The sequence below is a fragment of the Campylobacter sp. US50a genome (assembly GCF_004379015.1).
In the GTDB taxonomy this organism is placed as follows: Bacteria; Campylobacterota; Campylobacteria; order Campylobacterales; family Campylobacteraceae; genus Campylobacter_D; species Campylobacter_D jejuni.
In genome coordinates this window covers 216,345-238,727 of sequence record NZ_RYYJ01000002.1, presented here as the reverse complement: position 1 = coordinate 238,727, position 22,383 = coordinate 216,345, and the positions used below count along the sequence as shown (strand labels likewise).

Here is a 22,383-nt window from a genome sequence, read left to right as displayed (position 1 = left end):
TGAATTTCTATATTTGAAAAATTTTATTATTTAAAAAGTATATGTTAAAGTATATGTTATTTGTATTATTAATTTTTAAAGTATGTTATTTTAGGTATTTTAACTATAAATCACACTACGACCTCGGGCGCCACTTATTTTTTGCGGGAATAGCTCAGGGGAAGAGCACAACCTTGCCAAGGTTGGGGTCGCGAGTTCGAATCTCGTTTCCCGCTCCATAGAGTAAAAAAATATAAAATTTTTTTTAATTATAAATTCTCGCTTTTCTCTAATACTAAAAAATACTCATTTTCTAGAATTTCAAGTTCTTTTTGCATTACTTCAAGTTCTTGATAAAGCTTGTTAATACCTATTTCTTGATATACATTTGGATCGGATAAATCTTGATTTAATTTAGCTATCTTTTGCTCTAAAAAATCTATTTTTTCAGGATGGTTTTTTAATATCTCATTTTCTTTGTAGCTCAATTTTTTAGAGCTTTTTTCTTTTTGGTTATTATTTTGCTCTTGGGTTTGAAGCTCTAAAGCAAAATTATCCAATTCTTCAATTTCTTTTTCATTTTCAAGATATTCAGTATAAAGAGTGTGTAAAATATTTATATATCCATTTCCCTCAAAAGTATAAAGTTTTGTTGCGATTTTATCAACAAAATATCTATCGTGTGATACTAGCAAAATAGCCCCTTCAAAACTGAGTAAATATTCTTCTAATATATTAATCGTAGCTATATCAAGATCATTAGTTGGCTCATCTAAAATCAAAACATCATATTCTTTAGTAAAAAGCAAGGCTAAAGCAACGCGATTTTTCTCTCCGCCACTTAAAAGAGCTACGCTTTTATCTAAAAATTCCTTAGGAAATAAAAAATTTTTCAAATATCCATAAACATGCATATTTTTACCACGAACTTCAACCCTATCTCCTCCATTGGGACAAAAAATTTCAAGCAAGCTTTTATCAGAATTTACCAAGCTTCTAGCCTGATCAAAATATCCTATCTTAAGCTCTCCGCGTTTTATTTCACCGCTATCTTGTTTTATTTGCCCTATAAGAATTTTTAACAATGTCGATTTTCCACAACCATTTCTTCCTACGATAGCTATGCGTTCACCTTGTAAAACACGCGTTGAAAAATCTTTAAAAAGATTTTTATTGTTTATATTTTTGCTTATATTTTTAAGCTCAAAAAGCATTTTTTTACGATTGATCGTTTTTTCTCCATTAAAATTTAAAGCCGCTCTTGAAATTTCAAGTTTTAAGCGTTTGATTGCTCCGGGATTTTTTTTCGCTTCTTCACGCATTTTAAAAATGCGTTCTTTTCGTCCTTCATTTCTTTTAAGTCTTGCTTTAACCCCTCTTCTAAGCCATTCTTCTTCGCTTTTTAATTGCTTTAAAAGAGTTTCATGGCTCTTAGCAAGGCTTTGCAAAATTTGTGTTTTTTTCTCTAAATAGTTTGCATATCCGCCTTTAAAAATACTAAGTTTACCCTGCTCTACTTCTACACACTTGTGCGCTATAGCGTCAATAAAATATCTATCATGGGAAATAAAAATCACACACATCTTTGAATTTTTTAGCAATTCTTCCAAAAAGCTTGTCATATATACATCTAAATGATTAGTTGGTTCATCAAGCAATAAAATATCAGGATTTTTTAGTAAAAGTATGCAAAGTCCAACGCGGCGTATCTCTCCGCCACTTAGAGTAGATATAATGCGATTTTCATACTCAAGCAAACTAAATTCTTTTAAAACGCGTATTATTTTAGATTCTATATTCCAAGCATCTTTACTATCAATCAAAGTCATAAGTGTATCTATTTTTTTAAGATGATCTTTATTATTAGGATCTTCTTCTAATTTTTTATGCAGTATTTCATATTCTTCTAAGGCATTGTAAATTTCTGCAAGCTCTTGCTTGATAGCTTCTTTTACACTTAAATTTGCATTAAAATCAACGGTTTGTGAAAGCATGGCTATGCTTTTTCCATTTTGTCTTATTACTCTACCGCTATCTAAAGGAAGTGTGCCTAAAAGCGTTTTTAAAAAAGTAGATTTTCCTTCTCCATTTTTCCCTATAATAGCAATCTTTTCTCCCTCGTTTGCACTAAAATTTGCTTCATTTAAAACTATTTTGTCTCCAAATTTTTTTGAAGCTTCAATTAAATCTATAAGAGCCATTTTTTATCCTTGACTGAGTTTAAAGCTAAAACTAGAACCATAGCCTAAAGTGCTAGAAATTTCAAGATAGCTTTTATGTATATTTAAAATTTTCTTTACTAAAAAAAGTCCCAAACCAAAAGAATTATCACTTTTTACATCAATTTTATAAAATTTTTTTGTAATCAATTTTATTTTATCTTCTTCTATGCCTTTTCCAAAATCTTGGACTATTATCTTTTGATCTCTTGCTGTTAAAATGACTTCTTTTTGACTATATTTTAAAGCATTGGAAAGCAAATTTATAATCACTTGCTCGATTAAAAATTCATCAGCCTTAACTTTCGTGCTTTTACCTTGCAATACAACTCTTTCAAAGCCTGGGTTTTTAGTAATTTTTTCACACAGAGAAAAAAGATCAAATTCTTGCATTTGCAAGGCTTCACTATTAAGATTAAAAACAAAATTAAGCTTATGGGTCAAAGCATTAAGTTTAATGCTTTGGCGCGAAATTTTTTCTAGCAATTCCTTTTTTAATTTTTTATCTTCCAATTCCTCGTCTTTTAGCATCTCTAAGCTAAGATCAATCACGCTTAATGGATTTTTAAGCTCATGAGAAATAGCAGAAATCACGCTAGCAAGCTGAGTATTTTTTAAAGTAATTTTATCGCTTTGTTTTTTATTTTTTTGGGTATTCTTTAGAATTTTCTCCTTAGTTTTTAAAAGTTTCTCATTTAGCAAATTAAATTCTTTAAACATTCCTTTTTCTAATATAACAACTTTATGATCCCCTATAGAATCCAAAAAATCCAAAATTTTATTAAAATTTTTCTCTATTCTTCTACCTAACAACAACATTAAAATAAAAACAAACAGCAAGCACACTCCAAAACCGATTGCTATTTTTGTCCAAAAAAGTTCTAAATCTAAAAAACGAGGATAAACAATAATAATATATTTATATCCTTTGTAAATAAAGCTTTTAGTAAGAATTTTTTTTGAATTAAAATTTAAAATTTCTCCTTCTTTAAGATTAGAAAAAAAATTAGGATTTTTTACAGAACTTATTTTCATATCATTGTTTAGGATAATAAAATCAGCCCTAGTATCTTTAGCAAAATCCTTGATATTAGCATCATTTAAATGCTCTAAGAGAGAAAATTTTAAAACATCATCAAGGCTTTTGATTTTTTGTTCATATTGTTTTGTAAGCAAGAAATTAAGATAAGAGTTAGTAAAAGTATAAAAAATAAACCCAAAAATCAAAGCCAATACAACAAAAAAAACTATAAAAATATTTTTAGTTTTTAGCATAATTTATAGCCAACACCCCTAACACTTATAATATGATCTTTTAGTTTTGGAAATTTATTTCTAAGTCTTGTTAGAGCTATATTGATTGTTTTATCACTTGTAGTATCATCTTTCCAAACACTTTCGCTTAAAAATTGTCTAGTAAGCAAGGTATTTGGATTTTCAAAAAAACATTTTAAAAGCTCATAGTCAAGATTTGAGATTTCTAATTTTTGATTTTTATAAAAAAATTCATAATTAGCCAAATCTAAAATAAAATCACCAAAAGATAGTTTTTCTTCTTCTTTTTTATGGCGTTTTAAAATTGCTTTAATGCGAAGCAAAAGCTCATTAAAATCAAAAGGTTTGCAAACATAATCATCACAACCACTTTCAAAGCCTTCGAGCAAATCTTGATGCAAAGCCTTAGCTGTAAGAAAAATAACTGCTTCTTTGTATCCTTGCTCTCTTAAATCTTGAATTTTTTCTAAAGAATCTCCACTTGGCAAATTTCTATCGACTATTAAAAGATCGATTTGCTCATTATCAAGCAAATCTTCAACTCCAAAAAAATCTACTAAAGATATAACTTCATAACCACTAGATTTTAACTTTAAAACAAGCAGCTCGTTTAAATCTATATCATCTTCTATAATTAAAATTTTAAATTTCAACATATTGGACAAATACACACGCCTCTAATTGTTTTAGTTCATCTAATACTTCTTTTTGAACTTTTTCATCAATCAAAACAACAGCCAAAGCATACCCAAAACCATCTCTGCCAAGCCTAAAATCAGCTATGTTGATATTTTTAGCTGCCAAGACAGAACTGATTTTAGCTATAACTCCTGGTATGTCTTTGTTTTTAAAAATAATCATTTTCCCTTTTGGCTTAAAATCAGTTTTAAAGCCATTTAATCCAACTATACGTTGTTCATTTTCATTAAACACTGTTCCTGAAACACTGATATTTGAATTTTCGGTGATAATTTTAACGCTAAGTTTATTATTATAACCACTATTTGGAAGAGTTTCGCAAGATAATTCAACTCCTTTTTCCTTGGCTACAAATTCTGCATTAACATAATTAATTTTTTCTCCTAAAATTCCACCCAAAGCACCAACAGCTGCAAAGGTTAGCATAGAATTTGCATACTCGCCAATAATTCCTTCGGCCTCTAATTTAATACTTTTTATCGGATTTTTATCAATTTGAACAGCTAAAAAAGCCATTTTAGAAACAAGTTCTATATAAGGAGCCACAAAAGGTGGTAAATCTTCAGTTTTAATTGGTAAATTTAAGGCATTAGGATAAGCTACGCCTCGTGCTGCACTTAGCGCTTGCTCACAAGCTTCTCTTGCGATATTGTCTTGACTTTCTAAAGTATTTGCTCCTAGGTGAGAAGTAACTGAAATATTTTCAAAGTCTAAAAGAGGATGATTAGTCGCAGGTTCTTTATCGAATACATCTATACCAAGCCATGCTATTTTACCACTTTTTAAACCTTCATATAAAGCCTCTTCTGTGTACAATCCTCCGCGAGCACAATTTATTAATCTTATTCCATCTTTCATTTTTGCAATTTCTTGCTTTCCTATCATACCATTGGTTTCTTTGGTTTTTGGTGTGTGAATGGTAATAAAATCACTTTTTTCTAAAATTTCATCCAAATTTTTTGCTTGCTCCATATCTAAATCTGTAATCTTAGAAGCAGAAATATACGGATCGTAGGCTAAAATTTTCATACCAAATGCTTTAGCACGGATAGCCACTCTTGAACCTATATTTCCAAAACCTATAACCCCTAGCGTTTTGTTCATCAATTCAATGCCATACCATTTTTCTCTTTCCCATTTTCTTTCAATTTTTAAAAAATTATGAGCATTGACAAAGCTTCTAGCTGATGTTAAAAGATGTGCCATTGTTAGTTCAACTGCGGCAATAGTATTTGCAGTTGGGACATTCATCACAATCACTCCTCTTTTAGAACACTCTGGAATATCAACATTATCTACGCCCACCCCAGCACGCACAAGCGCTTTTAATTTTTTGGCATGATTTAAGAAATTTACATCTATATCCGTAGAACTTCTAGTAATAGCAACTTCAACATCACTTAGCATTTGCATAAGTTCATCTTTTGGAACTTTTGCAGCTTCTATAAGCTCAATATCTTCAGCTTTTCTTAGAATATCGACACCTTTATCCAAAATAGCATCACATACTATAATCTTTTTTTTCATAGCCAAATTTCCTTTACTTCTGTATTTATTTTATATTTTTTTAATTCTTTGATAATATCATCTATAAGTTTTTCATTACCTGTATCCAAAAAGATTTCTGGACTATCGCCTGATTTAAGAAGAAAATACTTCACATTAAAAGAATTTAAAGTCTGTCTTAAGCAAAACATAGAGTAAATATCATATTTTCCAACTATAAGTTGATAATATTTATTTTTCTCCTTAAGCTCGCTAGTATCCACATTAAAATATAAGGTAAATTTTTCTGCTGCTGGGGTAAAATCTCTTGTAGGCCATTTTGCTAATTCTTCTTGCCATGAAAGATCTTGATTTTGAGCTTGAATGCTTGGCTGCGTATTTGTATCTTTAGCAAATTGTGGAATGAAATTTACATTAGCTTTAAATTGCCAAAGTAATGTAAAAACAACAGCAAGCAAAATGAGTAATAAAATACTCAAAATGCTTATTGTAAAGTATTTTTTCATTAAGTTAGTTGATCTTTAATGATATCACCTAAGGTTACTTTATCATCATTATTGATTTCATTAAGAACTTCTCTTTCTTTCATTCTAATAAGATTTTTAACACTTAGGCGAATTCTATTTTTCTTTTCATCAATAAAAACTATAGCAGCTTCAATATCGTTGCCAATTTTTAAATTTTCAAGCATAGAAGTGCTTATATCTTCTTTATGAATTAAAGCATCAACATTTTTACTTAGCTCTACAAAAACGCCAAAATCTTTAATATCACGGATAGCGCCTTTTACAATATCGCCGACTTTATGAATTTTGGCATATTCTTGAACTGGAGAGCTACTTAATTCTTTTGCGCTTAATGATATTTTTTGGTTTTCTTCATCTATTTTGATAATTTTTACTTTGATTTTATCCCCTTGAGAGAATTTGTCTTTGCATTTATCATTTCTATCCCAAGAAGCATCTTCATTATGCAACAAACCTTCAATACCGCCAAGTCTAACAAACGCACCAAAAGAAGTTACTGAGGTAATTTCTCCCTCAACCACATCTGCAATTTTGTAAGATTTCATAAATTCATCAAAAGGTCTAGAAAGTAAATTTCTTAAAGAAACTCTTAAGCGTCTTTCATTTGGATTGATTTCAATTACTTCAACATCAATTTCTTGGCCTTTATTGATATAATCTTTTGGATTTTTAATATTTTTATCCCAAGAAATTTCACTGATATGTAAAAATCCTTCTATATCATTTCCTAAATCCACAAAAGCACCGTAAGGCTCTATATTTGATACTATTACTTTAATGGTATCACCTACATCAAGAGTATCTTTTATCTCACTCCATGGATCAGGTAAAGCCGCTTTTATAGATAAGGATAAATGTTTGCGTTCTTTATCATACTTTATAACTTTAACTGGAACTTTATCGCCCTCTTTATAAAGTGTTCCAGGATTTACAGGTCCTTTGTAAGAAATTTCGCTGTAATGAACAAGGCCATCAACACCTCCTACATCTACAAACATACCATAGGTGGTAATTTTTTTCACAATACCTTCAATTAAATCTTCTTGTTGTGCTACATTATTGATCAATTCTTTGCGTTTTCTTCTCTCCTCATCTAAAGTTTTTTTACGAGAAACAATGATACTTTGCTCATCTTTGTCGATTTTAATAATTTTAACTTTAAACGTTTTGCCTATAATGTTATTTGTTTCTTTGAAGCCATATTGAGATTTTGGCAAGAAAAATTCAACATCATTTTCATCAACAACTATCAATCCGCCTTTATTTTTTCCAACTACTTTTACGGTAAAAATATCATCTTGATTTTCTTGATAGTTTTTAATAAATTCAATAACTTTTTCTTTTCTCAAAGCTTTTTTATGAGAAAGTAAAGATCTGCCACCACGAGAACCCATAACAGCAACTTTAATACTATCGCCTACATTAAATAATAGCTTAGAATTATCATCTTGTATTTCACTAAGAGCTAAAATACCTTCAGATTTTTTGCCTATATCTACATAAACTTCATCATTTTTAATCTCTACAATCACACCCTCTGTTGTAGTCTCTTCTCTTGATTTATCGAAAGCCTCTAAAAGCAGTCCAAAATCTTCTTCCTCAAGATAATCATCTACGCCGCCTTGAACTTTTTTGTTCACCTCGCTCATTATGGTCCTTTAAAATAATTTTTAGAAATTGATTGATTTTACCTTATTTTTCTTTAATTAGTGTTAAGTTTTTTTATTTTTATTAATTTTTTTTAAATTTTTGACTTTTTTATTCTATATTGAAAACATTTTTTAATTAATTTTAAAATTTTCTATTTTGGCGATAACTTTTTGTATGATCCAATCAGGAGTACTAGCGCCTGCGCTAATACCACAATGTTTTTTATCTAAAAACCATTCTTTTTTTAACTCTTCTTCGGTTTCAATTAGATAACTATCTTCACAATTAGTTTTTGCAATCAAAAAAAGTTGTTTTGTATTGGCTGAGTTTTTACCCCCTACAACAACCATAACATCACTTTTAAGCGAGAGTTCTTTAATAGCATCTTGATTTTTAAAAGTTGCATCACATATAGTATTAAAAACTCTTACTTCTTTGGTTTTAAGTATTAAAAAATTTACTATCTCCATAAAATGTTCAGGCTTCTTAGTTGTTTGGCTTACTACAGCTATTTTATTAGGAAGTTTTATATGTTGAAGCTCTTTTTTATCCAAAACTACATAAGCTTTTGTGCTTACATAACTTTTTACTCCTTTAACTTCGGGATGATTTTCATCTCCAAAAATAACAACTTCATAACCCTCCTTGCTCATTTGCTCGCAAATTTGTTGTGGCTTTGTAACAAAAGGACAAGTGGCATCAAAAATTTCTATATCTTTTTTTCTCAATTCTTCTAAATCTTGCTTTGTAATACCATGAGTTCTTATAATAGCCTTTTTTTCATTGCTTAAAGCTTTTATATTTTCCAAAGTTTTGACATTAAAATTTTTTTGTAAACGAGAAATTTCTTCGTTATTATGAATAAGAGGACCTATAGTTGCGGCATCTTTTATTTGTTCTGCTTTTTTAATAGCTCTTTTAACACCAAAACAAAAACCATAGTTTTTTGCTAATTCAATAATCAATCCTAGCTCCTAAATTTGATAAAATCTCTATAAAATTTGGAAAAGAAGTTTTTATACAATCACTATCATCAATCTCAACTCCACAAAGCAAACCTAAAATAGCAAAACTCATAGCAATACGGTGATCTCCATAGCTTTTAATTTTTGAAGATTTTAGTTCGCATCCACCTTCTATTTCAAAACCATCATCAAGTTCTCTAGCTTCAACACCACAAAGCTTTAGATTTTCAACCATCGCAGTAATTCTATCGCTTTCTTTAACGCGTAATTCTTTAGCATTTATTAAACTAGATTTACCCTTAGCCAAAGCAAAAGCTATAGCCAAAGCAGGCGCTTCATCTATCAACCAAGCGATATTATCTTTAACTTCTATGCCATTAAGCTTGCTAGACTCCACCCTGATCTCACCAATAGTTTCAAAATCATTTTGAGTTATTGTCATTTCAAGTTTGGCGCCCATTTTTTGCAAAATTTTATACGCCTCTATACGAGTAGGATTAAGTAAAATATTTTTTAAAATAATTTGAGATTTAGGCAAAATAATAGCTGCTAAAACAAAATAAAAAGCCGAAGAAGGATCATTAGGAATGATTATATTTTGAGCTTTTAAAGGTTTTTTTAAAGGACTTATTTCAAGACTTAAGCCATCATTACTAACCCTTATTGGAGCTTTCATAGCCTTTAGCATGTTTTCACTATGATTTCGACTAAGAGAAATTTCACTAAAAGTGCATATATTATCAGCTCTAAAAGCAGATAAAATCATAGCTGTTTTAACTTGAGCTGAAGAAATTTCGCTTTTATAGTTAAAAGCTTTTAATTTTTGACCTTCTATACAAAGTGGAGCTAAATTTGCCTCATTTCTTCCATAAATTCTAGCGCCTATTTGAGTAAGTGGTTTGCTTATCCTTCTCATAGGACGATTGTTTAAATACTTATCTCCACTCAAAATAAAAAAACCAGAAATTCCTGCTAAAAATCCTATCATCAAACGCATAGCGGTTCCTGAATTTCCACAGTCTAAAATACAATTTGGAGATAAAATTTCTTTAGGGGGTATAATTTTGACGCAAGAATCTTTTTGTTCAATTTTAGCTCCAAGATTTTTTATAATTTCAAGAGTGTTTAAAGTATCTTGAGCTAAGAGATAATTTTGAGCCTTATTTTCTTCTTGTGTTAAAAGCGAAAATATAGCAAAACGATGAGATATGCTTTTATCTGCTGCTATATTTTCAAGTATAGCATTTATAGAGGTTTGCAATTTGTAAATTTTCATCTTAAATCAAGACCTAAATTTTTAAGAGTATTTAAAATTTTACCCATGCATTCATTTACTTGATTATCTTCTAGAGTTTTATTTATATCTCTAAAAGAAAAACTCATAGTAATGCTATAAAATTCTTTAAGGTTTTCATCACTATAAATATCAACTAAACGAAAATTTTCAAGTATTTCTAAATTCAATTCTTCGATACAATTTTTAATCTGATTGTATTCAAAACCTTTAGGTATTAACACGCTAAGATCTCTAGTGATAGCTGGGAATTTGGAGTAAGGCTTAGCTATTTTAAAATCTTGCTTAATTAAATCTAAATCAAGTTCGCAAATATATGTTTTTGGCAAATCCCTCTCATTTTCTATTTTTAAATGCAAACGGCCTATAAAACCTACTTTAATATCCGATAGATAAATATCTGCTTGTTCATAAGGGCTTAAAATATTATATTTTGATGATTTTAGTTTAAAATCGCCTATAATATTTTTAATGTCTAAAAGAAAATCATAAAATTGCACCGATTCAGGTTTTGCCTTATTAGAAATTTTAGCTTCTTCTTTTAAGCCAGAATGGATAAATGCGATACGATTTAATTCTTGATTATTGACATTGAAAACAACCCCTAGTTCAAAAAGTTTAATAATTTTTTTAGAATTTTTTGCATTTAAACTTGCTGCATTCAATAAATGATTTAAAAGGGTTGTTCTTAAAGTATTAAGTTCTGCTGTAATTGGATTGATTAGTTTTAATTTAACAGAATCAAAACCCAATTTTTTAAGTTCTTCTTCATTGTCTAAAACATAATGTAAGCTTTCAAAATAACCACTAGCTACTGCTCTTTTCCTTAAATTTAAAAACTCAATATAATTTTTATATGTAAAATTTAAACGATTTTTTTCTACAAATTCTAAACCCTTGGAAGCAATATTATCAATACCTATAATTCTTACAACTTCCTCGCAAATATCTGATAAATTTTTAATATCAGGACGATGTAAAGGTGCTTTAACATTTATAAGCCCTTCGCCTGAAAGTATGAGTTCAAAACCTAATTTTTTCAATATTTTTAATACTTCATCTTTGTCAACATTTTGCCCTATTATATCGCCAATACTTTCAATACTTATTGGTATGATTGGTAATTCTTTGTCGGTTAAAATTTGTTGAGAAGAACTATAAATAACAAGATTTGGAATCTGCTCAAAAATACTAAGTAAAAAATCCATTCCTAAATTTAATTTAGGCTCACTTCCCCTAAAACTTCTATAAAGCATTTTTTCATCTTGATCTTTATGATATATTTTAGCATCTGCAATTACCAATGGATCGGTATAATTAGCCTCAATAATAATTATTTTAGAATCATCTTTGCATCTACTTTCATTATTTTGGAAAATTCCGCTAAAGCTTAAAAGTTTATCTTTGTAAGATACTTTTGTTTCTCCATGCATTTGCTTGCTTAAATTGATGGTAAATTCTTCATCTTTTTCAGAAAAACCACTTAAATCATAAGCATTAAAAAGAACACCAGTTGAATGCGTTGCATAATTTAATAAATTTTCTATGGAATTTTTTCCCAAACCTTCAATTTGAGCAAGTCTTAAACTAAGCAATAAATTTGTTTGAATTTCTTCTTTTAGCTCTATAGCTCGATAATTATAAAGTCCGTTAAGTTCTTTCTCAGCTGCTAAGCGCAAAATTCTACCGATACCCAAAACATTTTCACTTTCTTTGAATGGTTTTGGTTCTTTTAAATTTAAATTTAAAGCTGTAGCTAAATCACGAGCAATACCATAAATACTTAAACAATCACCCCTATTAGGAGTAAGTTCTACTTCTATTAGCTCATCATTAAAAATTTCATAAGTATTTAAAGCTCTCCCAAGTTCTAATTTCCCTATACTCTCATCTAAAAGCATAATTCCTTCATTGATTTTTTCAAAACCCAATTCTAAACTAGAACAAAGCATACCACAAGAATCCACTCCTCGTAATTTTGCTTCTTTTATTTCCATACCGTTTGGCATGATAGCACCTTTAGTTGCAACAGCTACAAATTGTCCTACATCAACATTCGCAGCACCGCAGACAATTTGCAAGGTTTCACTTCCGATATCAACTTGACAAATGCTTAATTTATCTGAATTTTCATGTTTAATTTTTTCCTTAACATAGCCTACAACAACTTTATCTGGAGCCTTTAAAACGCCAACCCTATCAACTTCTATACCTATAGAATTTAAAGTTTTAGCTATTTTATCTGAACTTATTTCTTCAAGTTCTAACCAATCATTCAACCAACTTTTAGTAATTATCATCTAAACTGCTCCAATAATCTTAAATCACCTTCAAATAAAGATCTTAAATCTGGAATTTGATGCAAAAGCATTGCAAAACGCTCTACTCCTAATCCAAAAGCATAGCCACTTACATTTTCATAACCAACAAAATTATAAACATTAGGATCAACTATTCCACATCCTAAAACTTCGAGCCAACCTGTATGTTTGCAAACTCTACAACCCTTTCCTTTGCAAAATACACAAGAAATATCAACTTCAGCAGAAGGTTCTGTAAATGGGAAAAAACTTGGACGAAAACGAACTTTCACATCTCCAAACATATAACGCAAAAAATCTTCCAATACACTTTTTAAATTTGCAAAGCTAACCTTTTGCCCTTCTTCCACTACAAGGCCTTCAACTTGATGAAACATAGGAGTATGCGTAATATCAAAATCTCTTCTAAATACAGCACCAGGGGCTATCATCCTAATAGGAGGTTTTTGTGCAAGCATTGTCCGTATTTGCACTGGCGAAGTTTGTGTTCTTAAAAGCCTTTTATCATCAAAATAAAAGGTATCTTGCATATCTCTTGCAGGGTGAGATTTAGGTAAATTCAACGCTTCAAAATTATGAAAGTCATCTTCTATTAAAGGCCCTTTTTCTATGCTAAAATTCAAAGCTATAAAATACTCTATGATTTTATCCATGGTGCTCATAACAGGATGCAAGGCACCTGTTGTAATACTTTCATCAAAATAGTTAAAATTTAAAGCATCTTGTTTCATTCTTTCTTCTAAAGCAAGATTTTCCAAATCTTTAAATTTAGCTAAATAAGCCTCATTAAATATTTCTTTTTGTGCATTTAGTTTAGCAGCAAATTCTTTTTTCGCCTCATCTTCTAACTCTTTAAGCTTTGTAAAGCCTTCTGTTAAAATACCTTTTTTTCCAAGAACGGAAATCCTAATGGCTTCCAAATCATTTAAATTCTCACATTTTTGAATCTGTTCTATAAAATTTTGCAATTTTCTTACCTTAAAATAAAATATTTCAAGTTCTAATTCTATTAAAAACTATTTTAAATTCAGCATAAAAACCAAACTTTAAAGATATAATTGTATCAAACCAACAATAAAAAAGGATAAATAATGCAAGAAAAAACAATTTTTGAACTCATAGTTGAAGGTAAACTTCCATGCAATAAAGTGCTTGAAAGTGACGATTTTCTAGCATTTCATGATATTGCACCCAAAGCACCCATACATATACTTATAATCCCTAAAAAACATTTTAAAGACTTTCAAGAATTTGATCCTGAACTTATGGCCAAAATGACAAGTTTCATACAAGAACTAGCTGTTCTTTTAGGCGTAGATAAAAGTGGATATCGCTTGGTAACAAACTGTGGAAAAAATAGCGGACAAGAAGTTTTTCATTTGCATTTTCATATGCTTGGAGGTTTTGAACTGCCTAAGGAAAAAACAAAAAAAGAAAATCCTCAAGCTTTATTTTAATTTAAATGGTAGAAAAACTACCATTTAAATTATTTTGTCAGAGGTAGCAACATTCCCTCGTATAATTTTTGATAAATTTCATCACCGCATAACTTTTTAGCTAGTTCTAAACCAAAAAGAATTGCCGTAGCTGGACCTGCTGAAGTTATAACATTTTTATTTACAACTACAGCCTTATTAACACGATTTCCATTAAGTCCAACTTCACAACTAGGATAGCAAGCAAACTCGCCCTCTAAAACACCTGCTTCATTTAAGACTATAGGAGAAGCACAGATTGCGGCAACAATTTTATTGTTGCTATGAAGTTGTTTAATGATATTTAAAATAATATTTGAATTCTTAAGATTCATCATACCTTCAAAGCCACCCGCCAAAGCAATGGCATCTAAATTTTCTATATCAACATCCTCTATAGAACAATCTGCTTTTATACTAATGCCATTAGCACCCTTTACTAATAACTCACTATTTAGCGAAGCTATAACAACTTCCAAATCCGGATTTAATTCTCTTGCTCGTTTTAAAACATCTGCAATTCCTATAAATTCAGCTTCTTCAAAACCTTGAGCCAATGGAATTAATACTTTTTTACTCATTTTGTTCTCCTTTTTTATATTTTTTAAATCTTTCTTCTCTTTCTTTGTTTTTTTGCATCATTTGATGATTGAATCCTATGACCAAAACAATCATTAAAAACACAAAAATAACTATTAGAATGAAATCTAAAATTTCCATAAATACAACCTTATTTTTGGGAAATTCTAACACATTTTTTTAAATCTTTAGAGAAAATTCAAAGATATTTCTATAAAATCTTTTTTTAAATAATTTCTCTGAAAAGGTTTACAAATTGAATCAGAAAAATATAAGAATTTTTGTTTTTTTTGTTATTATTATTTTATGGGGCTATTTTTCTTTCCCGATAGAAATATTAAAAATTCAAGATCCTAGTGGAGTTGTAAGCTATGGCTATACAGAAAATGCAAAAGCTTATTTAAAAAGTTATCTTATTACGCTTTTATTAACTGCTTGTGCTGTTATTATCGGAGTGATTATTGGTTTTAGCTTAGCTATTTTACGCTTCTCTAAATTTAAAACACTTAATTTTATTATAGATGAATATATAGACATTATACGAGGAACACCAGTAATTTTACAATTGATGATTTTTGCTTTTGTAATTTTTACTTTTATAGATAACCTTTATGCAGCCATTCTTGCACTAGGACTTAATAGCTCGGCTTATATAGCAGAAATTGTAAGAAGTGGCATTAATAGTGTGGATAAAGGACAAATGGAAGCTGCAAGAGCAATGGGACTTGATTACAAAACTTCAATGAAAGAAATTATTCTTCCTCAGGCTACTAAAAACATTCTACCTGCATTAGCTAATGAATTTATTTCTTTATTTAAGGAAACTTCTGTTGTAGGATTTATTAGTGTTGTTGATATTACCATGCAAAGTCAAAGCTTACAAGCCGTACTTTACAATCCAAAACCTATTATTTTCACTGGACTTGTTTATTACGTAAGTGTAAAAATTTTTAGTTATTTTGCAAAAAAACTTGAACTTAGGATGAATAAAAATGATTGAAGTTAAAAATTTACAAAAAAAATATGGAGAATTAGAAGTTTTAAAAAATATTAACACTACAATCTCAAAAGGCGATGTAATAGCTATCATAGGTCCAAGTGGAGGCGGAAAAAGTACATTTTTACGCTGCATCAATCGCTTAGAACTAGCTGATAGTGGGGAAATTTTAATCAATAAGCAAAACATACTTGATAAAGAAATTGATATTAATAAGATCAGGCAAAAAGTTAGCATGGTATTTCAGCATTTTAATCTTTTTGCTAATAAAAATGTTATGGAAAATTTATGTTTAACGCCCATTAAAACAGGAATTTTAAGTCAAGAAGAAGCCATAAAAAAAGCAAAAATACTTCTTGCTAAGGTGGGTTTAGCAGACAAAGAAAATATAATGCCCCATAAGCTCTCTGGTGGACAAAAACAACGCATAGCTATTGCTAGAAGCTTGATGATGAATCCTGATGTTATTTTATTTGATGAGCCTACTTCAGCTCTAGATCCTGAAATGATAGGCGAGGTTCTAAGCATTATGAAAGATGTTGCAAAAGAAGGTTTAACTATGCTTGTAGTAACTCATGAAATGGGTTTTGCTAGAAATGTTGCCAATCGTATATTTTTTATGGATAAAGGAAAAATCGCTGTTGATGCAAGCCCTAAAGAAGTATTTGAAAATCCTAGCAATGAAAGATTGAAAGAATTTTTAAACAAGGTTTTAAATCATTAATTCATAAGCCATTAAGGCTTATGAATTTTAATCCCAACATTCAGCGTTTTTAATTCCAAGTTTGCTAGCATTAAATTTTGGATCTATACCAGATTTTTGTTGTGTATTAAAATCTTTTAAAACTTTATTTACTATACCGCCTAAAAGCAATAAAGATATAATATTTGTCGTTGCCATGAAAGCCATAGTCAAATCAGCCAAATTCCAAGCAAGTTTTAAATTCATTTGAGAACCTATAAAAATCATAGCTACAGCTGTAATTCTAAACAAATTCATTACAAATTTGGAATTTGTTAAATACTTAACATTGGCTTGAGCATAATAATAATTCCCTATTAAAGAAGTTATTGCAAAAAGAACAATAGCTATAGTAATAAAATGGATTCCAAAGCTACCATAATACTCACGCATAGCTTCTTGAACTAAAGGCATTCCACCATCAATTTTGCTTTCTCCAAGCCCTAAATATGCCATAGAAAAAAGAACTAAAAATCCAGAACTTGTACAAACAACAACATCAATTAAAACTGAAAAGGCTTGTATAACACCTTGTTTGGCTGGATGACTTGTCAAAGCTGCTGCAGCTGCATTAGGTGCTGAGCCCATACCCGCTTCATTTGAAAAAAGTCCTCTTTTAATCCCTATAACTAAAGCAGAACCAGCAAAACCACCAAAAATCGCTTTAAAATCAAAAGCACTTTGTAAAATCATATGAACCACAGAAGGAATTTTATCAAAATTTATTAAAACAGCAATCACAGCAAGCAAAACATAAGCTAAAGCCATAAAAGGAACAATTAAAGAACTAATTTTACCTATTTTAGTATGGTGAGAAAAAAACATCCATGCGCCAAAAATAGTTAAAACAATACCAATGATCATTGGCCAAGAACTTGATGCAAAATCTACAGCAGCATTTGGATTAAACATATCATAATAAACTTTAAAAGATGAAGTCATTGTTTGACTTTGAAGTCCGTTAAATCCATAAGCATAAGTAATAATAAGAATAAAAGCAAAAAAAGCTCCAAAAAAATGTGAGCCTAAGGCTTTTTTTATATAATAAGCTGGACCACCTTTAAATCCACCTGTATCATCTTTTGATTTGTAAACTTGAGCTAAGGTACTTTCAGCAAATGCTGAGGCACCACCAAAAAATGCCATAACCCACATCCAAAATAAAGCACCAGCTCCACCTGTGGCCAATGCCAAAGAAATTCCAGCGATATTTCCTATACCAACTCTAGAAGCAGTTGAGATCATCAATGCCTGAAAAGGTGAAATATGTTCTTTAGTGTGTCCTTCGTTTTTTTCTGTAAGAATTTTAAATACAGAACTCAACATACGAAACTGAACAAAGCGAGTTAAAAAGCTATAATAAAGTCCACAAACAATAAGTAAAACCACCATGATAATGTCTGTATTTGGGACAATCTTATTAGCTATAATATCAGACGCTTTATTGGCAAAATCTAGCATAATATCTAAATTCATCCAAGCTCCTCAAAAAATAATCTAAATTTTACTTTAACATAATTTTTATAAAAAGGACTTTATGATTTTATTTGTTTTAAGTTATTGTGTAAATTTGAAACTTTTAAGAAACAAAACTGCTAAAATTTTGTTTTAAAGCTTCATAAGAGATTATACCAACGCTTGTGGCTAAATTTAAACTTCTTCCATAAGATTTCATAGGTATAGTTATAGCATTTTCCCAATTTAATTGCATTAATTCCATTGGCAAACCATAACTCTCACTTCCAAAGAATAAGAAATCATTTTTTTGAAATTCTGCATCAAAATAAGCTTTTTTACTCTTAGTTGTTGCGAAAAAAAAGCGATTTTTATAAATAATATTTTCATTTAAAAATTCTTCAAGATTCTCCCAAATAATAGGCTCTAATTTATCCCAGTAATCAAGCCCTGCTCTTCTAACAGCCTTTTGAGAAATATCAAAAACAGTTGGTTTAACAATATGAAGTTTAAAACCAGCATTAAAGCACATTCTACCTATACTACCTGTATTTTGCGGTATTCTAGGGTGAACTAAAACTATATTAAACATGTTTATACTAGAACTCTTTGAATGTTAGGGTTTAATTTTACTAAAATTTCATAGTTAATAGTATGAAAAAAATCAGCCCAAATATCAGCATCTTTAAACACGCAAATTTCCTCACCAGAATTTTCACAAGAAAAACTATCCATTGACATCTTTCCAAGTATTACTTTTCCATTTCCAAGCACTAACTCCCCTTTTCCATTGTAACGGAAAAGACCATCAGCATAACCCAAATCATAAGTTGCTACTTCCATATCCTTTGCAGCAGTAAAAATGCCTCCATATCCTATACTCTGTCCTTTTTGTAAAATCCTTTGACTTAATCTATGAGCATACAAACTTAAAACTCTTTTTAAATTTGATTCCCCGTATCCAAATTGAACAAGCCCAACTCTACAATATTCATCTTCAGGAATTTTCCCTCTAAATAATGCTGCAGAATTATGCGAATGAAATAATAAATTTGAAAAATATTTTTTTACTATCTTTTTAGCTTTTTGAAAATTTTCTTTTTGAACAAAAAAACTTCCATCTATTTCATCTGCACTAGCAAAATGTGTAAACATTCCAGTAAGTTTTAAATCACTACTTCGAATAAGATTTATAGCATGCTCTAAATTTTCTACACAAATTCCGTTGCGATGCATGCCTGTATCTATTTTTAGATGTATTTTTATATCTTGCTTGTATTTTTTTACTTGGGAAATATCATTTAAAGCATAAATAAATCGAGAATTTTCATTACCATGAGGACGATGTGATAGTATTAATATATTCTCAAAAAATTCTTCGATTTCTTGAGCTTCTTCTTCACTCTTAACAGCAACAAAAGAAACTCCTAAATTTTTAGCTAATGGAGCTAAAAGCTTAGCTCCATGTCCATATGCATTATCTTTAAAAACACAAATTAATCTTTGAAAACTCCCTATTTTTTTAGCAATATGTCTTAAATTATATTCATAAGCTTTTTGATCAATTTTTATTAAAGACATTTATTGCTCTGCTAAAATTTTCATTTTACCTTTACTATCTATCTTAACGTATAAAATTTTATCGCCTCTAAACTGATAGTTTTTAGTGTAATAATCCTCATAAAATGAAATTCTATACATAGTTTCATTTTCTAAATTCGGATAAGGGCTGATATTAATATCTGAAAATTTAATCTTTTTATCTTCTTTACGAGAAAAAATAGATTTTTTCATAGAAGCAAACTGTTCAAATTTCATTTTATCAAAACGTTTAAATTCTTGCTCATCATAAAAACTTAAATAGGTATTAATGTCACTATTTGTCCAAGCTAGCTTCCATGTAAAAAGATCAGCCAATAAACTAGCTATTTGATCCTTTTTAGCTCTAATTTTTTCTTTTTCTTCTGTCATAACAAAAACTTTTTTGTCTTGCACAACTTGTGCAAATTTCTCCAAATTGTTATTAAATAAAGCAATACACCCTCTTGTTTTAAATTCATCAAGTCTAGAACCATCTAAAGGATAGCCATGGATCCAAATACCACCACCTGTTTTTCCTTGTACTTTATCAAGTAAATTTGGATAAGTTGTAGCAAAAGCAAAGGGACCATAATAAGGATCACCTGGATTAAACTTACGACCTAACTCATAAAAACCTACTGGCGTTTTCAAATCTCCTTCTATTTTTTTATCGCCCATTAACCCAGTTATTATTTCTTTTTGTTCAAAATCTTTTCTTATTTTTCCATCCTCGTAAGAATAAACACGGAGAATTTTATCTGTTTTATTTGCAAGCACGATAGCAACATTATCATCATAATATCCGAGTGAAATATTTTTATCTCCTATTTCACTTAACCAAAAATCCTTTTGAGTTAATTCTTTTTCAATCGCTACGCCAACAGCATCTAATCCTTGATTGAGATAAATTTTAACAAGATCTGAGGCATGCAACATCAACGAAGAAAGTGTAATTAATAAAGTAAGTCGTTTTAACAATGTTTTTCCTTAGCTATTTCAAAATTTTTTTTAAGTCAAAAATGTTTGTGATTATAATATTTTTTTTCTTAAAAAATATTAATTATATTAATAATGTGACCTTATTTATGATATTATTTTTAATAAATCATAAAGGCTTGTTTTAAAAGGTTGATAGTGATAAGAATTTTTTTATAGAAATGTCTTTTTTAGGTATTTTGTTTTTAGCTTTTTATGCATTATATGATAAAAAGAAAGTGTATTTAGCTCAAATACATGCCAAGATCTAGCTTGTGACTTAAATTTACAAGATTGTGTTTTTTCTTTTAATAAAAAAATATTGAAGTTTCAGCCTACCCAAAACCTATAAAAATTTTCAATAAAACTACTATAAAAATTAAAAATTCTCCTCATTATTCTAATTTAAAGATTAAAATTTATAGTTTAAATTCCTAATATATACGATATCATTCCTAAAAATTTAATATAGTTAATGGTGATATTCTTATAAATTTTATAGATAGAAGTATTACCGATGATTCTAGATTTAGGATTGAATTTTTAAACAATAATACTCCAACTGGTTTTTTCTTTGATTGTGATGTTGCTATGCAAAAAATTTTCAAACAGGTAACACACATTGAAAAATTTTAAAAATTTTATATTCAAATAAAAATATTTTTTGATATAATGAACAAATGTTTAATGTTATAAAAATAAGGATGCAATATGAAAAAAATTCTTCTCTTAGGCGCTCTTTTTGCTGTAAATCTTTGGGCTGTTAATGATATAGAGGTAAAAAATGCCTTTGTAAAACAAACTCCACCTCATGCGCAAAATAGTGCTATTTTTCTTACCATTTTTAATAATACTGATAAAGATATTGCTTTAATAGGCGTCAAAAGCAATATCAGTGAAGCAAGTGAACTGCATACACATGTACATAAAAATGGAAAAATGATGATGCAAAAAATTCCTGAAATTATTATAAAAGCTCATTCAAGCACAGAACTTAAATCAGGAGGTTACCATATAATGCTTTTAAAACTAAAAAAACCTATTATTAAAGATACGAAGGTAAATTTAGATTTAAAATTTAATAATCACAAAACCATAGAGTTAAAAAATATTGATTCTAAAGAATTTTAATTAATGAGAAAAATTATTTTTATCCTAGCTTTTGCTTTTGTTATTGCTACCTTATATATTATTTTTGATTTTTATATAATAAAAGATTCTCAAAAAATAACAAAAGCTGATTTTTCCACCCCATTAGCTTGCGATCTTAATGTTAAAGACTGCACATATAGTTTTAACAATAAAGAAGTCTTAATTTCCCTAAATCCCAAACCCTTACAATCTTTAGATGTTACAAATCTAAAGATTGTAAATCTAGGAAATTATAACAACTTAGGAATTAAAATTTATGGATTAAATATGTATATGGGTGAAATTAAGCCTAAAATACATCGATTAAATTCAACAGACTATGAAAGCAAAATAGTTCTTGCTACTTGTGTTTTAGATACTATGCGTTTTAGGGTAGAATTTATGGATAATAATAAACCCATAGGGTTTTATTTTGATTTTGAGCTAAAAAAATGAAAAAAAATATTATTTTGTTTATAGTTATAGTTGCCATTATTTTAGGTGTAATATTTTTTATTAAAAATCATCAAAATTCTTATGATTTTATCTTGAAATCAGATTTAAAAGAGGAAACCACCCTAAAAGATTTTAAAGGAGATAAGCTTATTATCTATTTTGGATACACTTATTGCCCTGATGTTTGTCCGGCAACTCTTAGTTTAGTAGGCAAAGCCTTAAAGCAAATCAATAATCCTAAGGCTCACCTTCTTTTTATTTCTTTAGATCTAAATAGAGATAATAACTTAAGTAATACAAACGAATGGTTACGATACTTTTACCCAAAAGCAGATGCTTTAATTGCAAAAGATGAAAAAACTCTTCAAAAAATAACAAAACAATATAATGTTCAATATCAAAAAATAGATCTAAATGATTCTTTTATGGGTTATTCTATAGCACATAGCAATATGCTTTATCTTATTGATGAAAAAGGTCATTTTTATAAAGAAATTAGTGATTTAAATCCACAAGAAATTTTAAGAGAACTTAGAATTTTTCTAAATTCTCAATAA

At 29.1% G+C, this 22,383-nt stretch carries 22 protein-coding genes, 1 tRNA gene and 1 pseudogene; 8 read left to right on the top strand and 16 right to left on the bottom strand.

Annotated elements, in window-relative coordinates:
- Positions 1-143: 143 nt before the first annotated feature.
- Positions 144-218 (top strand) — tRNA-Gly (locus ELQ11_RS02565).
- Between the two features lie 30 nt (positions 219-248).
- Here the strand turns inward: ELQ11_RS02565 and abc-f are convergent.
- The 10 genes from abc-f to pheS form a co-directional block, all read right to left on the bottom strand.
- The gene (gene abc-f / locus ELQ11_RS02560) at positions 249-2,180 is read right to left on the bottom strand and encodes a ribosomal protection-like ABC-F family protein (RefSeq protein WP_070243232.1); all 1,932 of its coding nucleotides are present in this window, start codon (positions 2,178-2,180) and stop codon (positions 249-251) included.
- 3 nt (positions 2,181-2,183) lie between these two features.
- The gene (locus ELQ11_RS02555; RefSeq protein WP_052949407.1) at positions 2,184-3,473 is read right to left on the bottom strand and encodes a HAMP domain-containing sensor histidine kinase; all 1,290 of its coding nucleotides are present in this window, start codon (positions 3,471-3,473) and stop codon (positions 2,184-2,186) included.
- On the bottom strand, positions 3,467-4,129 hold the full coding sequence (locus tag ELQ11_RS02550) for a response regulator transcription factor (protein WP_002865921.1): 663 nt from the start codon (positions 4,127-4,129) through the stop codon (positions 3,467-3,469). The genes ELQ11_RS02555 and ELQ11_RS02550 overlap by 7 nt, the downstream gene beginning before the upstream one ends.
- Positions 4,116-5,699, bottom strand: coding sequence for a phosphoglycerate dehydrogenase (gene serA / locus ELQ11_RS02545; protein ID WP_002861589.1), 1,584 nt, complete (start codon positions 5,697-5,699; stop codon positions 4,116-4,118). The genes ELQ11_RS02550 and serA overlap by 14 nt, the downstream gene beginning before the upstream one ends.
- A complete protein-coding gene (locus tag ELQ11_RS02540; protein ID WP_044779236.1) occupies positions 5,696-6,184 on the bottom strand; it encodes a hypothetical protein in 489 nt (162 codons plus the stop codon). Before ELQ11_RS02540 ends, serA begins: the two co-directional genes overlap by 4 nt.
- Positions 6,184-7,854, bottom strand: a complete 1,671-nt coding sequence (locus ELQ11_RS02535) for a 30S ribosomal protein S1 (RefSeq protein WP_070243234.1) — start codon at positions 7,852-7,854, stop codon at positions 6,184-6,186. Before ELQ11_RS02535 ends, ELQ11_RS02540 begins: the two co-directional genes overlap by 1 nt.
- A gap of 132 nt (positions 7,855-7,986) precedes the next feature.
- Entirely contained in the window at positions 7,987-8,820 is an 834-nt protein-coding gene (locus tag ELQ11_RS02530) for a 4-hydroxy-3-methylbut-2-enyl diphosphate reductase (RefSeq protein WP_002861592.1), read from the bottom strand.
- Positions 8,810-10,096, bottom strand: coding sequence for a 3-phosphoshikimate 1-carboxyvinyltransferase (gene aroA, locus ELQ11_RS02525; protein ID WP_070239657.1), 1,287 nt, complete (start codon positions 10,094-10,096; stop codon positions 8,810-8,812). Before aroA ends, ELQ11_RS02530 begins: the two co-directional genes overlap by 11 nt.
- Positions 10,093-12,414, bottom strand: coding sequence for a phenylalanine--tRNA ligase subunit beta (gene pheT, locus ELQ11_RS02520; RefSeq protein ID WP_070243236.1), 2,322 nt, complete (start codon positions 12,412-12,414; stop codon positions 10,093-10,095). Before pheT ends, aroA begins: the two co-directional genes overlap by 4 nt.
- Positions 12,411-13,403 (bottom strand): phenylalanine--tRNA ligase subunit alpha, encoded by a 993-nt coding sequence (gene pheS / locus ELQ11_RS02515; protein WP_002852567.1) that lies wholly within the window; start codon positions 13,401-13,403, stop codon positions 12,411-12,413. The genes pheT and pheS overlap by 4 nt, the downstream gene beginning before the upstream one ends.
- A gap of 123 nt (positions 13,404-13,526) precedes the next feature.
- Between pheS and ELQ11_RS02510 the strand changes: the two genes are divergently transcribed.
- The gene (locus ELQ11_RS02510) at positions 13,527-13,892 is read left to right on the top strand and encodes a histidine triad nucleotide-binding protein (RefSeq protein WP_002857192.1); all 366 of its coding nucleotides are present in this window, start codon (positions 13,527-13,529) and stop codon (positions 13,890-13,892) included.
- A gap of 29 nt (positions 13,893-13,921) precedes the next feature.
- Here ELQ11_RS02510 and ELQ11_RS02505 read toward each other — a convergent pair whose 3' ends face one another.
- Positions 13,922-14,491 (bottom strand): DJ-1 family glyoxalase III, encoded by a 570-nt coding sequence (locus tag ELQ11_RS02505; protein ID WP_004305949.1) that lies wholly within the window; start codon positions 14,489-14,491, stop codon positions 13,922-13,924.
- Positions 14,484-14,663: a hypothetical protein gene (locus tag ELQ11_RS02500; RefSeq protein ID WP_010891894.1), complete on the bottom strand. Its 180-nt coding sequence runs from the start codon at positions 14,661-14,663 to the stop codon at positions 14,484-14,486. The genes ELQ11_RS02505 and ELQ11_RS02500 overlap by 8 nt, the downstream gene beginning before the upstream one ends.
- Before the next feature lie 82 nt (positions 14,664-14,745).
- Here ELQ11_RS02500 and ELQ11_RS02495 point away from each other — a divergent pair, with 82 nt between their 5' ends.
- Positions 14,746-15,489 carry an amino acid ABC transporter permease gene (locus ELQ11_RS02495; RefSeq protein WP_002861598.1) on the top strand — a complete coding sequence of 248 codons (744 nt, stop codon included), beginning with the start codon at positions 14,746-14,748 and terminating at the stop codon, positions 15,487-15,489.
- Complete coding sequence (locus tag ELQ11_RS02490) at positions 15,482-16,210, top strand: amino acid ABC transporter ATP-binding protein (RefSeq protein WP_052949403.1); 729 nt, start codon at positions 15,482-15,484, stop codon at positions 16,208-16,210. The genes ELQ11_RS02495 and ELQ11_RS02490 overlap by 8 nt, the downstream gene beginning before the upstream one ends.
- 27 nt (positions 16,211-16,237) lie before the next feature.
- Here ELQ11_RS02490 and ELQ11_RS02485 read toward each other — a convergent pair whose 3' ends face one another.
- The 4 genes from ELQ11_RS02485 to ELQ11_RS02470 all read right to left on the bottom strand — a co-directional run bounded on the left by ELQ11_RS02485 (position 16,238) and on the right by ELQ11_RS02470 (position 20,242).
- Positions 16,238-17,704, bottom strand: a complete 1,467-nt coding sequence (locus ELQ11_RS02485; RefSeq protein WP_070252962.1) for a sodium:alanine symporter family protein — start codon at positions 17,702-17,704, stop codon at positions 16,238-16,240.
- A 103-nt stretch (positions 17,705-17,807) separates the two neighbouring features.
- On the bottom strand, positions 17,808-18,275 hold the full coding sequence (locus tag ELQ11_RS02480) for a tRNA (cytidine(34)-2'-O)-methyltransferase (RefSeq protein ID WP_052949402.1): 468 nt from the start codon (positions 18,273-18,275) through the stop codon (positions 17,808-17,810).
- A 2-nt stretch (positions 18,276-18,277) separates the two neighbouring features.
- Positions 18,278-19,264, bottom strand: a complete 987-nt coding sequence (locus ELQ11_RS02475) for an alanine racemase (protein ID WP_134225131.1) — start codon at positions 19,262-19,264, stop codon at positions 18,278-18,280.
- Entirely contained in the window at positions 19,265-20,242 is a 978-nt protein-coding gene (locus ELQ11_RS02470; RefSeq protein WP_044780507.1) for a murein L,D-transpeptidase family protein, read from the bottom strand.
- 179 nt (positions 20,243-20,421) lie between these two features.
- Here ELQ11_RS02470 and ELQ11_RS10255 point away from each other — a divergent pair.
- The 4 genes and pseudogenes from ELQ11_RS10255 to ELQ11_RS02450 all read left to right on the top strand — a co-directional run bounded on the left by ELQ11_RS10255 (position 20,422) and on the right by ELQ11_RS02450 (position 22,383).
- A pseudogene (locus tag ELQ11_RS10255) lies at positions 20,422-20,865 on the top strand (hypothetical protein).
- Positions 20,866-20,950: 85 nt separating this feature from the next.
- Positions 20,951-21,370 (top strand): copper chaperone PCu(A)C, encoded by a 420-nt coding sequence (locus tag ELQ11_RS02460; protein ID WP_070252964.1) that lies wholly within the window; start codon positions 20,951-20,953, stop codon positions 21,368-21,370.
- Between the two features lie 3 nt (positions 21,371-21,373).
- Entirely contained in the window at positions 21,374-21,826 is a 453-nt protein-coding gene (locus tag ELQ11_RS02455; protein ID WP_070252965.1) for a hypothetical protein, read from the top strand.
- The gene (locus tag ELQ11_RS02450) at positions 21,823-22,383 is read left to right on the top strand and encodes an SCO family protein (protein ID WP_002856825.1); all 561 of its coding nucleotides are present in this window, start codon (positions 21,823-21,825) and stop codon (positions 22,381-22,383) included. Before ELQ11_RS02455 ends, ELQ11_RS02450 begins: the two co-directional genes overlap by 4 nt.